This is a genomic window from Actinoplanes missouriensis 431 (assembly GCF_000284295.1).
GTDB lineage: Bacteria > Actinomycetota > Actinomycetes > Mycobacteriales > Micromonosporaceae > Actinoplanes > Actinoplanes missouriensis.
Map to the genome: position 1 here is coordinate 7,002,595 of NC_017093.1, position 14,969 is coordinate 7,017,563.

Here is a 14,969-nt window from a genome sequence, read left to right on the forward strand (position 1 = left end):
GACGAATCAGCTGCTCAGCGCAGTGATCGTGAGGGTGGTGCGGTAGTTGCCCTTGGCGACGTCGGCCGGGACCTTCAAGTCCAGGTCGGCGCTGAGCAGGGCGGTGCCACGGGCGTGACCCTGCTCCGCGTAACCGAGGCCCCGCGACTCGGCGAGACCCTTGCCGTCGGTGCCGAAACCGGATTCGACGGCGTTGCCCGCCTTCGCGCCCGCGCCGGCCGCGGCGACGTACGGGGTCCAGCCCAGGTAGGAGCCGGAGAACGTCTTGCCGGCGTCCTTGAAGTCGCCGACGCTTGCCGACAGCGACCACGGGGAGAGCGAGCGCCGGCTGTCCGACACCTTGATCGGGTTGATCGAGCCGGCGGCGGCGAAGTAGTCGCCGTCCTTCTCGACCGCGGTGCCGAGGTCGACCAGGCCGTTGTATCCGTCGATCGTCCAGCCGAACTCACCCGGCTTGGCGTTCGGGACGTTGACCTGGATGTCCTGGTTGTCACCGTGGTACGGGTGGACCGTCACCTTGTCGACGACCGAGCCGACGCCCTTGGTGTCCGCCGAGTTACTGCACGAGTTGCCCAGCTCGACCGAGGCGTTCGGGGCGGCGCAGGTGCCGCTGCGGACGTTCTCCACGACCAGCTTGTCGCTGCGGACCCCGACCTTGATGTACGACCGGACGTGCTCCTGGTTCTGCACGGAGTCGTACCAGTACTCGTTCGGCTTCAGCGGGTCGGGCCCGTTGGTGCCGCTCGCGTCCGGCTTGGTGATGTCGTAGTACTTCGAGCCGGAGGCGGAGTTCGCCGTCACGTAGAGGACGCCGCCGGGACCGGCGAACACGTCCTCGGCGCCGGGCTTCTCGTCCGGGTTCGCCTTCGCGCCGTTCTTGATCAGGTAGCTGCGGGCGTAGACGTGGTCGTGGCCCTGCAGCACCAGGTCCACGCCGAGGTCGGAGAAGGTCTTCGGGAAGTCGTTCCGGCGGACCTTCGCGTCCGAGTCCTTGGCGTGCGCGGCGGCCGTGTAGATCGAGTGGTGGAAGACCAGAACCGTCCACTTGGCGTCGCCGCCGTGCTGCTTCACGACGTCGGTCACGTACTGGACGTGGGCCGCGTCGCCGCCGCCACCCTGCGAGGTGGCGTAGCTGTTGCTGTTCAGGTCGATGAACAGCGTGTCCTTGTAGATGTACCAGTAGTCGCCACCGGAGGTGTTCGACGCCGGGTTGCCGTTGGAGTAGTAGGCGCCGGAGCGGTCCGTGTTCGGGGTGAACAGGTGCTGCTCGTACGCCTTGCCGCCGACGTCGTGGTTGCCGATGGTGGCGGCCCACGGGTACTGGCGCAGCTTGTCGGAGGCCAGGAACGCGTTCCACTGGGCCTCGGTGTTGGCGGTCTCGACCTGGTCGCCGCCGGAGACCAGAATCTCCGCGTTCGGGTTGGCGGCGAGCGACACGTCGAGGGTGTCGGTCCAGCCGGCCTGGTCCTTGGCGAGGTTGCCGGACGCGCCGATCTGCGGGTCGCCGTAGAACAGGAAGTCGTAGTCGCCTTCGAAGTCCTGCGTCTTGAAGGCGTACGCCGCCGACCAGCCGTCCGCCGAGCCCACCCGGTACGAGTACGCGGTGTTCTCCTTGAGCCCGGTGACCGTGGCGTGCCGGTTGTAGCCGCCGCTCGTGGCGATGTTGGCGGCGCCGACGCCGGCGAAGGTCACGGCGGTCGCCGGGAACTCGCCGTTGACGATGTCGGCGGTGGGCGCCAGCTGGACCGACTGGGCGGTGTCGGCCGAGGAGTACCAGCTCACGATGCGCTGGGCCTCGTTGGCGCCGACGCCGAGGACGATGCTGCTCAGTGTGACGGGGTCGGCGGCGAGGGCCGGGGAGGCCAGTCCGCTGCCGAGGGCGACCGCCACGCCGAGGACCGCGGCCGTGGCGCCAGCGGCGGCACGGCGACGGCGGGACAGGTGGGTTCTCATCGGTTTCCGTTTCCTACTTGATGAGAGTGAACGCTTCCCAATGGGAAAGATGGGAGGCGCGGATCAAGCTCGTCCTGCACCGTGAACCACCGGTGAACAAGATCAAGATCGTCGGTGCTCAGGAGCCGAAGATCCGCTGGAAGAACCAGATGAGCCCCATCACAGCCACCCCGGCGCAGATCACATCGGTCACCCATCGCCCGGTTCGCGGCGCCCGCCGGCGCAGTATCGCCAGCACCGGGAAGACCAGCAGGATCAGCCCGATCTGCACGGTCTCGATGCCGACGTTGAAGACCAGCAGCGACCAGAGCAGCGTCCATGACCACGCCTCGTCGATGCCGAGCGCGCCGGCGAACCCCAGGCCGTGCACCAGACCGAAAAGGAACACCACGGCAAGCCTCGTCCACCCCGCGCGGTCGAGACCCAGAGGACCGGCTTGCGCTTCGGTCAATTGCCGAGGGGTACGGGCGAGATGCCATCCCGCCACGACGGCGATGGACAGCGCGATGACCGGTTCCACCACCCGGGCCGGCGCCTCGACCAGCCCGAGGGCCGCGAGCACGAACGTCACCGAGTGCGCCACCGTGAACGCGGTCGCCGCCAGCACGATCTCCCGCAGCCGCCGCGACCCGGCGATCAGCGCGAGCAGGAAGAGGATGTGGTCGATACCGAAGAGCAGGTGCTCGGCGCCGAGCACGAAGAACTCCCCGAACCGCTGCCGCCAGTTCTGCGCCGTGGAGAAGACCGGGTGGCCGGCGTCGAGCGCGGCGCTGCCGTCCCGGCCGTCGATCTCGTACGTGACGATGGTCTTGGTGTCCCGCACGTAGGTCTCCGCGTCCGGGAAGAGCCCGCTGCGGATCTCGTGCTCCCCGGTGTCCTCCCCGCAGGCCCAGTCGAGGTCCAGCGTCGCGTAGGGGACCCCCTCCCGCGTACCCATGCGAAAGGGCCCGGCGGCCGACGGCGCGCACGCCTTCCCGCCCGCCGTGACCGAGAAGCGCTCGGTGACGTAACCCACCGCGGCGGCGGTGTGCGCGTTGAGCGCGGCCCCCTGAGCAGCGGTGTCACCGGCCTCGAAGGCGGCGTTGCCCTCCTGGAAGAGCTGGTCGTCGTCGCGGTAGTCGGCGGCGGAGACGACGAGCAGGTCGTACTCGAGTTCCAGCGCGGTCCGGACGTGACCGCCGTCACCGGCACGGACGTCCGCGTAGACGGTCGAGGAGAACCCGTGGGCGAGCGCGGGGCTCGCGATCGAGAGGGCGGCGCCGCTCAGGAGCAGAACGGCGAGGGTACGGCGTAGTCGCAGTGGCACGGCGGGACACGCTGCACCCGCCGGGTTAACAAGATCAAGATGTGGGGCGAACCGCTGGCGACAACATGATCGCGCCCTTGGCGGTCCGGCGTCCCGCCCGTGTAGGAAAGGACCCGTGTTCCGCCTGCTCGCTGTCTCCCTCACCGCCGCCGCCCTGCTCACCGGCTGTTCCGCTGCCGACGACTGGTCCGAGTCCCGGCCGGTTGCGGCCCCGATCGGCGCCCTCGGGGCGGGTTTCGCCGACCCCGCGTCGCCGCCCGCCCCCGAGGCGACCATCACACCGAGCCCCGGCTCCTGGGACGGCGTCCACCCGCCCGAGGACTACCGCGTCGTGCTGCTGACGCTCGGCGCCGACGCGCCGGCCCGGGCCGTGGCCGACGCGGTGCGCTCGTGGGCCGCCGAGGAGAAGGTGTCGCTGCGCACCGTCGAGGCCGACCCGGCACACCCGGTCGACGGCATCGTGGCGGCCGTCACGATGAAACCGGACCTGGTGATCAGCGCCGGGAACGACCTGGTCGACGCGTTGGCCCTGGTCACGCCGAGCCACCTGGACCAGCAGTTCCTGATCGTCGGGGCGGAGGTCGCCGAGCCGACCGGCAACGTCACCGCGGCCGACTGGACCGGCGCCGGCTTCCGCGGCGAGGGCCTCGGATCCCCGTCCGCGTACGACCCGGCGTCGTTCACCTCCGCGCGGTGCGCCTCGGCGGTCCGCGCTGGAGTGGCCGCCGTGCTGCACCGGCTCACCGGGATCGTGCTCTGGATCAGTTGACCTTCGAGTTGGCGACCGGCGGGTGCTCCGCTTAGCCTCGGATCAGCGGAACAGGAGCACCCACATGACCATGCGATCGGCACTCGAGCCGTTACGGCTGCGACGGGTCTTCGGGTCCTTCCCGACCGGTGTGACAGTCGTCGCCGCGATGGTCGACGGGTCACCCGCCGGTCTCGCGGCGAACTCGTTCGTCTCGGTGTCGCTCGACCCGCCGATGGTGTCGGTCTGCGTGGCGCACACCTCCACCACCTGGCCGGTGCTGCGGCGCGCCCCGCGGCTGGGCGTCAGCGTGCTCGGCGCCCACCAGGAGAACGCCGGACGTCAGCTCAGCGCCCGTGACACCGACCGGTTCGCCGAGCTGGACTGGCACGCCAGTCCCGACGGCGCCATCCTGCTCGACGGCTCCAGCGCCTGGCTGGACTGCAGCGTCGAGCGGGAGATCCCGGCCGGCGACCACGACATCGTGCTGCTGCGCGTGCACGACCTGGACGCCGACGCCGACGTCCCCCCGCTGGTGTTCCACGGAAGCCGGTACCGCCGACTAGATTGATCGCCGTGAGATTCTCTCCGCGATCCACCGCGGGCTGGACGATCGCGGTGTTCGGCGCCCTCGCCGCCGTGCTGGGCGCGGTGGGCCTGATCGCCCCGGAACTGGTCCTGGCCGGGACCGGGTTCCCCGCCGATCCGCCGGACTCCACCCGCGTCTTCGCCACGGCCTCGTCGATGGCGTCGCTCAACATGGGCGTCTACTACCTGGTCGCCGCGGCCACCGAGTGGCGGCCGTTCTTCCGGTTCACCGTCCCGTTCCGGCTGCTCACCCTCACCGTCTTCAGCACGCTGGTGGTGACCGGGGTGGCACCCGGCGCGTTCCTGGGCGTGGCCCTGTGGGAGGGCGCCGGCGCGGCGGCCACCGCCGTGGCCCTCGCCCACGACCGCCGCCGCCCCTGACCCACGACCGCACCCGGCCCGCACCCGGCCCGCACCCGGCGCGCACCCGCACCGGCCCGCACTCGGCCCGCACCCGCACCCGGCCCCGCACCCGGCCCGGGCCTCGGCCGCACAGACAGCGCGGGAGGCCCTCCCACGAACAGCCGAACAAAGCCCCGATAAGTCGGAAATGCGGCGTGGCGGTCGGCGGACGCGGAAGCCGATCGCGTGCGCTGGCCGCCGCGCTGGTGCGGTCGGCGGACGCGAGCCGTCACCACGTGCGCTGACCGCCCTCCGCTGGGCGCACCGGCGCTGCGTGTGACCTCGTCCCTGCGGCACCGGCGCTGCGTGTGACCTCATCCACGCCGCCACCGCTGGCGCCCGGGACGTCTCGGGCCGGGCCCCGCGACCGCGGCGCGGCCGGTCGATGCGACGGTCCACGACGGTCCGCGGCGCTCCACCCAGGCAAGCGAAGCAACACGCCATCGGAACGATCAACCTGAGCTAAGTGACATCGACCGAGGGACAAGCAATCGACGCCCGGCCTTCGACGAAGCCAGACGCGGAACCACCACCGTGATCCTTGAGCGACGCCAAGCCTCACACACCCAAGACGACGCCGCACACCCTGAAAACGGAGGATCGTGGAGCAACACCGGCATGATGAGGGCCGGGCATCCACGGGGGAGAATGCCCGGCCTTCATAGATCAAAGCACATGGCGACGCGGACCGCCACGCGGGACGCCGAGCGGCTTTACCGGTGGGACGGTGACATGGAGAATCGGTCCCCGCCGCTCACGCCGACCGCCCAGGGACAGTCATGCCGTTCGATGGTTTCATCTCCTACAGCCATGCCGCCGACGGACGGCTCGCGCCCGCTGTCCAGCGCGGCCTGCACCGGCTGGCGAAACCCTGGCACCGGCGCCGTGCGCTGTGGATATTCCGGGACCAGACCGGGCTGGCGGTGACGCCCAAGCTGTGGACCTCGATCCAGGAGGCGATCGACGGTTCGAAGCACTTCGTGCTGCTCGCCTCCCCGGAGGCGGCGGGCTCGCCGTGGGTGAACCGGGAGATCGAGCACTGGCTGGCGACCAAGTCAGCGGACCGGATCCTGCCGGTGGTCACCGACGGCGTGTGGGACTGGGACCCGGCGGCCCGGGACTTCACCGCCGGGTCGACGGCGGTGCCGGACGCCCTGCGTGGCGTGTTCGCCGAGGAGCCGCTCTACCTGGACCTGCGGTGGGCTCGTGACGACCTGCACCTGAGCCTGCAGCACATCCGGTTCCGGGACGCGATCGCGCAGCTCGCGGCCCCGATGCACGGGGTGAGCAAGGACGAGCTGGAGGGCGAGGACGTCCGGCAGCACCGGCGGGCCCGGCGGCTGTCGGCGGCCGCCGCGGCCGCCCTGGTGGCGCTGACCCTCGTCACGTCGCTGACCGGGCTGGTCGCGGTGCGCAACGCGGACCGGGCCAGCGCCGCGGCGACCGAGGCTCGCACGCAGCAGCGGGAGGCGTCCGAGCAGCGTGACACCGCCGCGCGCGCCACCGAGGAGTCGCAGCGGCAGCAGCGGAACGCCCGGGCGCAGGAGCAGCGGGCGCAGGCGGCGACCACCGAGACCCGGCGGCAGGAGGCGCTCGCGAGCCGGCAGCAGACCCTGGCCGCCACCGCCGCCGCGGAGGCCGAGCGGCAGCAGGCGCTGGCCGAGGACGCCTCCGCCGAGGTGCGGCTGCAGCAGGCCCTGGCCGAGGAGGCCGCCGCGGAGGCGAAGCGGGAGCAGGCCGACGCCGCGCGGTACCGGCGGGCCGCCGCGCAGGAGAAGGCCGGCGCGGAACGGGAGAGGGCCAACGCCGCACGGCAGCAGAACCTGGCGGAGGACGCCGCTGCCGAGGCCGAGCGGCAGAAGGCCGACGCCGAGCGGCAGGCCGCGAACGCCCGGCGGCAGCGGGAGCTCGCGAACCAGGCGACGGCCCGGGCCCAGGAGCAGGAACGGGTCGCCGAGCACCACCGCGAGCTGGCCCGGCAGGCCGAGGCGGAACGCAAGGAGCAGGAGAAACTGGCACGCGAGGCGGCCGAGGAGGCCCGCCGGCAGCGCGCGGCGGCGGAGGCGCAGCAGCGCCTCATGATCAATCAGCGGCTGCTGGACCGGGCCCGCGCGATGATCGGGGACGACCCGAAGAAGGCCCTCATGCTGGGGGTGGCCGCGCTCCGCCTGAAGGACGACGAGCAGACCCGCGAGCAGCTCGGCCACCTCACGATGGCGACCAACTACGCCGGCGCGATCAGCGACGTGGCCGACGTCGCGGTGATCGGCACGCGGCTGGCCGCCACCTCGGGCGCCGACCGGACGATCTCCCTGTGGGACACCCGTGACCCCGCCAAACCGGTCCGGCTCACCCGGCTGCCGGCGCCGTCCACCGGTGCGGAGATCTCCCTGGAGGCCGGTCCGGGGCAGACCCTCGCGGTTTTCGACGGAGGCCCCGAGGCGACGCTGTGGGACCTTTCCCAACCCTCCGATCCGGTACGGGCGGAGAAGCTCACCGACCCGGCCGGCATCACGGCCGTCACGTTCAGCCCGGACGGTCACACCGTCGCCACCAGCAGCGCGGACCGCAGCACCGTCCTGTGGGACGTCACGGGCGCCGAACCGGCCCGGCTCGCGACGCTTCCGAAGGCGTACCCCCTGGTGTTCGGCCCGGACGGGCGGACGGCCTTGACCAGCGGCGACGCGGTCACCGTCTGGGACCTGACCGACCCGGCCGCCCCCGCGCAGCGCGCCACGATCAGCGTCGGCTGGGGTGACCCGGTGGCCGACGCGAAGATCGCGTTCCACCCGAAGCTCCCGATCGTCGCCGTCCAGGGGCCGTCCGGTTACGTCTACCTCTGGGACCTGATCGATCCGGCGAAGCCGCGGCAGGGCGCCTCCGAGCGCGCGGTGCGCGGCGACACCGACCTGACCACGCTCGGCTTCAGCCCGGACGGGAACATGCTGGCCTTCGGCGACTCCGACGGGCGTACCGCGGTCTGGAGTTTCGACTACGACAACGAGTGGCCGACGATGCTCGCGCAGGTCGCCGACCTGACCGCCCGTGGCGGCCCGGTCCGGGCGATGACCTTCAGCCCGGACTCCCGGACCCTGACCACCGCCGGCGACCGCCGGACGGCCACGATCTGGTACCTCAAGGGCCGGTACGCCCCGGAGCCGATCACCACGATCCCCGGGCCGTTCCCGGCGCGGGTCATGGGACTCGCGTTCGGCCCGGACAACCGCACGCTCGTCGCCGCGAACCGGGACGGGACCGGGACGACCTGGGACCTGACCGATCCGGCCGCCCCGGTCTCGCACGCGGTGACCCTGCGCACCGGCAAGGTAGAGGGGATGACCCTCAGCGAGGACGGCCGCACCCTGGTCGTGGTCGGCGCGGACAACGTGGTGACGGTGCTGGACACCACCCGGCCGGCCGAGCCCGTGCCGCTGTCCGAGTTCGCCGACCCCGGCGCGAGCCCGGCCGACCTCGTCTGGGCGATGGCGCTCAGCGCGGACGGCCGTACCCTTGCCGTCGGTCACGGCAAGGGCAAGATGACCCTGTGGGACCTGACCGACCGGAAACAGCCCGCCAAGCTCACCGAGCTGCCGCTGCGCGACATGCTGTCCTCGATCGCGTTCACGCCGGACGGACGCGCGATGGCCGTCGGTGAGGGGTCCAACGTGTCGATGTGGGACGTCACCGATCGCGCCGCCCCGGTGCGGCTCACCTCGATACCGCTCGCCGACTACATCGGTTACCACGCCAACTCGCTGGAGTTCAGCGCCGACGGGCGCACCATGGCGGCGGCCACCACGGACACCGGGACCGTCGTGCTGTGGGACGTCGCCGACCTCTCCCAGCCGCGCCGGATCGCCACGCTGACCGGCCACGTCGGGTACGCCCTGTCGGCGTCGCTCAGCCCGGACGGACGCACCCTGACCACGGCGGGCATGGACAACTCGGTGATGCTGTGGGACATCAGCGATCCCAGCACCCCGGTCCGGTACGCGATGATCAAGGGCCCGCAGACGCAGACCTTCTACACCGCGCTCAGCCCGGACGGACGAACCGTGGCGGCGGCCGGCCACTACGCGCTGCCGACCAAGAACGTCACGCTCTGGGACGTCACCGTGCCGCGGGAGCTCGCCGCCGACCCGGCCCGCAGCGCCTGCGCCCTCGGCGGCCGCGGCCTCAACGCCGACGAGTGGGCCCGCTACGTGCCGGAACTCCCCTACCGGGCCACCTGTTGAGCAGATCGGGGGCCGATGTGCGTTTCGGTGTCACCGGCCACCGGACGCTCCCGCCGGTCGTCGCCGGCCACGCGGCGGACCACTGGCGCCGGATGCTGCCCTCGGGTGCCGGGCTGCACGGGGTGTCGAGCCTCGCCGACGGCGCCGACCAGCTCTTCGCCGCCTGCGTGCTGGCGGCCGGCGGCACCCTCGAGGCGGTCCTGCCGTGTGCCGACTACGCCTGCTCGCTGCCCGAGGACGGCAGCCGGGCGCGCTTCCACGACCTGCTGCGCGCCTCGGCGACCGTGCTGACGATGCCCTACGCCGAGCCGTCCGACCAGGCATTCCTCGCCGCAGGGCAGGCGCTGGTGGACCGCTGCGACCACCTGTTCGCGGTCTGGGACGGTCTGCCCGCCCGCGGACTGGGCGGGACGGCGGACGTGGTCGCCTACGCCCGGGCCCGCGGGCGGCCGGTGACCGTGCTCTGGATCGACGGCGTGATCCGGGACTGAGGCCGCCCGGCCTTTCTAGCCGACGCTGACCACCGGGGCGGCCGGCACCTCCAGTTCAGCGAAGATCCGCCGGGCCTGGTCGAGGTGCGTCCCGGCGTCCCCGGTGTCGCGCAGCGCCGCCGCCATCCCGTCGTGGGCGCGTGCCTGCTCGTACCGGTCACCGATCTCCTCGGCCAGCGCCAGCGCCTGATCGTGCTGCGCCCGCGCCTCGGCCGCCTCCCCGGCGGCGAGCAGCACCTGCCCGAGGTCGTTGAGCGCCTCCGCCTCGCTGGCCCGGTCCCCGATCCGCCGGAGCAGGACGAGCGCGCGGCGCAGGTGACCGGCGGCCTCGGCGAGGCGACCCCGGCGAGCGTCGATCCCGGCAAGATCGGTGAGCGCGTACGCCTCAGCGGTGCGGTCACCGGCACTCCGGACCGCGGCCAGGCTCTGCTCGAGGCGGCCCGCTGCCCGGTCCGGCGGCGCCGCGCGCTGTGGCAGCCGGGCGAGCAGCGACAGCACGTAGGCCTCGCTGAACCGGTCACCGAGCGTCACGTACAGATCCAGCGCCGACGCGAACCGCTGCGCCGCCTGGGTCTGGTCGCCCAGCCGCGCGTCGACCAGCCCGAGCCGGACCAGCGCGTCGGCCTGGCCGGCGTCGTCACCGAGCCGCTCGTAGACCGTCCAGGCCCGCCGGTAGTGCTCCGCGGCCCGCCGGTAGTCACCCAGCCGCCAGTCGACGCTGCCCAGGTTGCGCAGCACCAGCCCCTCGGCGGCCGGTTCGCCCAGGTCGGTGTAGAGGGCCAGCGCCTGCCGGTAGGTGGCGGCGGCCTCGTGCAGCCGGCCCTGCCGCCGGTGCAGCCGGCCCAGGTTGGAGAGCGCCCGTGCCTGCGCGTCACGGTCACCGAGGGCGCGGGCCGCGGACACCGCGGAGGTGGTGACGGCCGCTGCCTCGGCGACCGGGCCACCGGCGTCGAGGTAGCGGAACAGGGTTTCGGCGAGCGCGACGGTGTGCCGGTAGAAGCCGTGCGCCGCGCCGTACGCGCAGACCGCCGCGAGGTTGGGCCGTTCCACCTCGATCCAGGCGCGGGCCGCGTCCGGGTCGCCGGCCACCGGGACACCGTCCGGGTACAGCGTGGCCATGGCGGCGCTCGCCCCGGAGAGGTAGTGGTCGAACAGCCGGGTGAGGGCGGCGCGCCGGTCCGGTTCGGCGTCGTGCCGGGTGGCGAGTTCGGCGGCGTACGCGCGGAGCAGGTCGTGCATCCCGTACCGGCCGCCCGGCCCGGCCTGGACGAGGCTGGCCCGGGTCAGCACGCCGAGCAGCCGCCGTGCCTCGCCGGTGCGGCCGCCCGTGTCGATCAGCGCGGCCACCGCGTCGACGTGCGCGGTCTCCCCCGGATCCAGGCCGAGCAGCCGGAACGCGCGGGCCGCGTCGGCGGACAGGTTCTGGTAGGACCAGGAGAACACCGCGCGGACCTCGGCGCGCGGATCACCGCCGGCGTCCAGCAGGTCGAGGCGTACCTGATGGTCGCCGAGCTCGGCGACGAGGTCGGCGAGCGGCACGTCGGCCCGCTCGGCGGCCAGCTCGGCCGCGATCCGCAGGGCCAGCGGCAGCCGGGCGCACGCCGCGGCCAGGTCGGCGGCGGCCTGCGGCTCGGTGTCCACCCGGACGCCGATCAGCTTGCGCAGCAGCCCGACCGCGTCCGGCAGCGGGAGCAGGTCCAGGTTGACCCGCTCGGCGCCGTGAACGGCCACCATGCCGGGCAGCGAGTCCCGGCTGGTGATCAGCACCAGGCACGACCCGGTGCCGGGCAGCAGCGGCCGGACCTGCTCCACCGAAGACGCGTTGTCCAGCAGCACCAGCATCCGGCGGCCGGTGATCTCGGACCGGTACCGGCCGGCGCGCTCGTCGGTGCCCGGCGGGATCTCCGGCCCGCGCACGCCGAGCGCGGTGAGGAATCCGGCCAGGGCGTCCGCGACCGTCACCGGCTGCTCCGCGTCGTAGCCGCGCAGGTTCACGTAGAGCTGCCCGTCCGGGAACGCGTGCCGGACGTGGTGCGCCCATCGGACGGCCAGCGCGGACTTGCCGACTCCCGCCGTACCGGAAAGAAGGGCGACGGTCAGCGGCGGCTCGCCGCCGCCGGGTGGCGCGAGCAGGCGGTCCAGCGCGGCCATCTCCCCGGTACGGCCAGTGAACGCCCGCACGTCCGCCGGCAGCTGTGTCGGGACCGTCGTGGCGGCTTGCGGGGTCTCCCCCGCCGCCCGATTCTCCGTCGCCCGATTCTCCGCCGCCCGGCTCTCCCCCGACGGCACTGTGATCGGCTCGTCTCCGGCCGGCGCGAACAGCTCGGGATCGGCGACCAGGATCCGCTCGTGCAACCGGCGCAGCGCGGGGCCAGGATCGCTGCCCAGCTCGTCGGCGAGCCGATGGCGGATCCGGCGGTACTGCTCGTCCGCGTCGGCCTGACGCCCGCACCGGTACAGCGCGAGCATCGCCTGCCCGGCCAGCCGCTCATCCAGCGGATGCTCGGCGACCGCGGCGGTCAGCCCCGGCAGCAGCTCACCGTGCCGGCCCAGCCGCAGCAGCACGTCGGTGCCGTCCAGCTCGGCCGCGAACCGCTCGCCGAGCAGCGTGCGCCGCATGGCGTCCAGCCACGGCGTCTCCAGACCGGCGAACGGATCACCGCGCCACAGGCCCAGGGCCTGCCCGATCAGGTCGGCGGCCACCCGGTCCGGCCGGGTCGCCCGGGCCTCGGTCATCAGCCTGCGGAACCGGTGCAGGTCCACGGACTGCGGATCCGCGGTGAGCAGGTAGCCACCCGGCTCCCGCCGGATCTCCACACCGCCCGCACCCGCGACGGCCCGCCGCAGCCGGGACAGATAGCTGTAGAGCGCGCCGGCGGCCCGCTGCGGCGCACGATCGCCCCACACCCGGTCCATCAGCTGGTCCACCGTCACCGGACGGCCCGCCTCCACCAGCAGCACGCTCAGCACACACCGCTGCCGGGCATGCCCCAGGTCGACCGGCTCCCCGCCGATCCGGGCCTCCACCACGCCGAGCACACCGAACTCCGCCGCCAACTGACCTCCGCACGCCATCGCCTCAACCAGGGGATTCAAGAAGTCCACAAGGACCTGTACGAGTCTCCCACGTTTCACACAAGGTCCAGCAGCGAGCATTGACACCGTTGCAGGGGGCACAGGTCGCTCTCGCCCGGTTACGCACCGCGTTACGGGGGAATCGGGACGCCACAGCCACCACGGCGCGGGCGACCTGCCCTGCGACAAAAAACCACCATTCGCCGGATACGCCGGATATTGTGGCCATGGCAGGGCCTTGAGGCCGCCTCCCGCGAACGGATGGTTCGGTGGGCAGGATCCTGGTGGTGGACGACGAACCGGATCTGCGCTTCCTGCTGCACCGGTTCTTCGAGCGGGCCGGCCACGAGGTCACCGAGGCGGGTGACGGCGCCGATGCGCTGGCCTCGGTGCGGCAGTCGTACCCGGACCTGGTCGTCACCGACATGATGATGCCCGTGATGAGCGGTGTCGAACTCATCCACCATCTGCGGGCGGATCCGGCCACCGCGAAGATCCCGGTCATGGCGGTCAGCGCGGACTGCCACCTGGCGGTCGGCGCCGATGTCGCGCTGGGCAAGCCGTACCAGCGCGCCGCGCTGCTCGAAGCGGCGGAACGCCTGCTCCGGGAAGGACGTGGCACGACATGAAGCGACTGTCCACCGGACTGCCCGACCTGGACCTCGTCCTCGGTGGCGGGCTGTCACCCGGCTCGATGATCGTCGTGGCCGGGCCGCCCGGCGCGGGCAAGACGATCCTGGCGCAGCAGATCTGCTTCGCCAACGCCACGCCGGAGCACCGGGCCGTCTACTACACGACCCTCTCCGAGCCGCACTCCAAGCTCGTCGAGCATCTCAGCGGCTTCCCGTTCTTCGACGCCGCCGCGCTGGGGGCGAGGATCGAGTACGTGCACCTCGGCGACATGCTGCGCGGCGCCGACGAGAACGACCTGCGCCCGTTGGTCGACGAGGTGGTCCGCAAGGCCCTCGACGACGAGCCGGCCGTCGTGGTGATCGACGGGACGAAGATGCTGCGGGACTTCGTCACCGACCATGCGCTGCGGATGGCGATGTACGACCTGACCAGCCGGATCACGCACAGCCGGACGGTGCTGATGCTGCTCGGCGAGTACACCGCCGAGGAGATGCTGACCGGGGTGGAGTTCACCCTCGCCGACGGCATCGTGCACCTGTCGTACCAGTCCCGTGAGCCGGTCGACCGGCGCGGCCTGCGGGTGGTCAAGATGCGCGGCACCGGCCACCTCTCCGGCGCGCACACCGTGCAGATCAGCGGCGAGGGCTTCCGGGTGTTCCCCCGGGTCGAGTCGTTCCTGACCGGCGACGTGCCCGCGGAGGGCGGCCGGGTCCCCTCCGGCGTGCCCGGCCTCGACCCGCTGCTGGACGGCGGGCTGCCGCACGCCGACGCCAGTCTCGTCCTCGGACCCGCCGGCGTGGGCAAGACCATCAGCTGCCTCAACTTCCTCGCCGAGGGCCTGGCCCGGGGCGAGTGCTGCCTCTACATCACCTTCGAGGACACCGAGGACCAACTGGTCGAGATGGCGGCCGGGTTCGGCTGGGACTTCTCGGCCGCGTGCCGCAGCCAGAAACTGATGATCTCCCATGTCCCGGTCGGCGACCTCGACCTCGACGTCCTGGCCGCGGTGATCCGCCACCGCCTCGCCGACTGCTCGACCCGCCGCGTCGTGATCGACAGCCTGGCCGAGATGGCCCACACCGCCCGCGAGACCGAACGGTTCCCCGCCTACCTGCGTAGCCTCGTCGGCGTCGTCCGCAACGCCGGCGCCGCCCTCTGGGTGACCAGCGAGACCCGGACGTTCGGCCCCGTCGACGATCCCCTGGCCGGCCTCATGTACCTGTTCCACAACGTGATCCAGATCCGCTACATCGAGCACCGAGCGGAGATCGGCCGAGCCCTCAACGTCCTGAAGATGCGCAACAGCCGCCATGACAACGCCCTGCACGAATGCCGCATAACGGCTGACGGCGTAACGGTGGGCGACAGATTCACCGAGGTAAGCGGAATGCTCGGCTGGAGCGCCCTCCGAACACGCCCCGAGCCAGAGCCCAACGGCCCGGCCGCCCGCTGAACGAGACGAAACCGCTCGGATCAGAAGCCCTGGCGGTGCTTGCCGGAGGTCATCTCAACTCTGATCCGGACTGTGCGACACGCGC

General features: G+C 72.4%; 10 protein-coding genes. 7 read left to right on the top strand and 3 right to left on the bottom strand.

Annotation, left to right across the window (positions count from 1 at the left end; translation table 11 throughout):
* Positions 1-6 precede the first annotated feature (6 nt).
* Both AMIS_RS32045 and AMIS_RS32050 read right to left on the bottom strand, forming a co-directional pair.
* Positions 7-1,953 (bottom strand): purple acid phosphatase family protein, encoded by a 1,947-nt coding sequence (locus AMIS_RS32045; RefSeq protein WP_014446612.1) that lies wholly within the window; start codon positions 1,951-1,953, stop codon positions 7-9.
* Positions 1,954-2,071: 118 nt separating this feature from the next.
* On the bottom strand, positions 2,072-3,259 hold the full coding sequence (locus AMIS_RS32050) for a HupE/UreJ family protein (protein WP_014446613.1): 1,188 nt from the start codon (positions 3,257-3,259) through the stop codon (positions 2,072-2,074).
* Positions 3,260-3,374: 115 nt separating this feature from the next.
* Here AMIS_RS32050 and AMIS_RS32055 point away from each other — a divergent pair, with 115 nt between their 5' ends.
* The 5 genes from AMIS_RS32055 (at position 3,375) to AMIS_RS32075 (ending at position 9,723) form a co-directional block, all read left to right on the top strand.
* The gene (locus AMIS_RS32055) at positions 3,375-4,028 is read left to right on the top strand and encodes a type 1 periplasmic-binding domain-containing protein (RefSeq protein WP_014446614.1); all 654 of its coding nucleotides are present in this window, start codon (positions 3,375-3,377) and stop codon (positions 4,026-4,028) included.
* A 64-nt stretch (positions 4,029-4,092) separates the two neighbouring features.
* Positions 4,093-4,578, top strand: a complete 486-nt coding sequence (locus AMIS_RS32060) for a flavin reductase family protein (protein WP_014446615.1) — start codon at positions 4,093-4,095, stop codon at positions 4,576-4,578.
* 5 nt (positions 4,579-4,583) lie between these two features.
* Entirely contained in the window at positions 4,584-4,976 is a 393-nt protein-coding gene (locus AMIS_RS32065) for a hypothetical protein (RefSeq protein ID WP_014446616.1), read from the top strand.
* 800 nt (positions 4,977-5,776) lie between these two features.
* Positions 5,777-9,232, top strand: a complete 3,456-nt coding sequence (locus tag AMIS_RS32070) for a TIR domain-containing protein (RefSeq protein ID WP_014446617.1) — start codon at positions 5,777-5,779, stop codon at positions 9,230-9,232.
* 17 nt (positions 9,233-9,249) lie between these two features.
* Positions 9,250-9,723, top strand: coding sequence for a hypothetical protein (locus AMIS_RS32075; protein WP_014446618.1), 474 nt, complete (start codon positions 9,250-9,252; stop codon positions 9,721-9,723).
* 15 nt (positions 9,724-9,738) lie between these two features.
* Here AMIS_RS32075 and AMIS_RS32080 read toward each other — a convergent pair whose 3' ends face one another.
* Positions 9,739-12,780, bottom strand: coding sequence for an AfsR/SARP family transcriptional regulator (locus AMIS_RS32080; protein WP_231859136.1), 3,042 nt, complete (start codon positions 12,778-12,780; stop codon positions 9,739-9,741).
* A 287-nt stretch (positions 12,781-13,067) separates the two neighbouring features.
* Here AMIS_RS32080 and AMIS_RS32085 point away from each other — a divergent pair, with 287 nt between their 5' ends.
* Both AMIS_RS32085 and AMIS_RS32090 read left to right on the top strand, forming a co-directional pair.
* A complete protein-coding gene (locus tag AMIS_RS32085) occupies positions 13,068-13,427 on the top strand; it encodes a response regulator (protein ID WP_014446620.1) in 360 nt (119 codons plus the stop codon).
* Positions 13,424-14,884 carry an ATPase domain-containing protein gene (locus AMIS_RS32090; RefSeq protein WP_014446621.1) on the top strand — a complete coding sequence of 487 codons (1,461 nt, stop codon included), beginning with the start codon at positions 13,424-13,426 and terminating at the stop codon, positions 14,882-14,884. The genes AMIS_RS32085 and AMIS_RS32090 overlap by 4 nt, the downstream gene beginning before the upstream one ends.
* Positions 14,885-14,969 lie beyond the last annotated feature (85 nt).

Coding starts and splice junctions, on each gene's coding strand:
- AMIS_RS32060 (WP_014446615.1), top strand. CDS start 4,093: ATGACCATGCGATCGGCACTCGAGCCGTTACGGCTGCGACGGGTCTTC.
- AMIS_RS32090 (WP_014446621.1), top strand. CDS start 13,424: ATGAAGCGACTGTCCACCGGACTGCCCGACCTGGACCTCGTCCTCGGT.
- AMIS_RS32070 (WP_014446617.1), top strand. CDS start 5,777: ATGCCGTTCGATGGTTTCATCTCCTACAGCCATGCCGCCGACGGACGG.
- AMIS_RS32045 (WP_014446612.1), bottom strand. CDS start 1,953: ATGAGAACCCACCTGTCCCGCCGTCGCCGTGCCGCCGCTGGCGCCACG.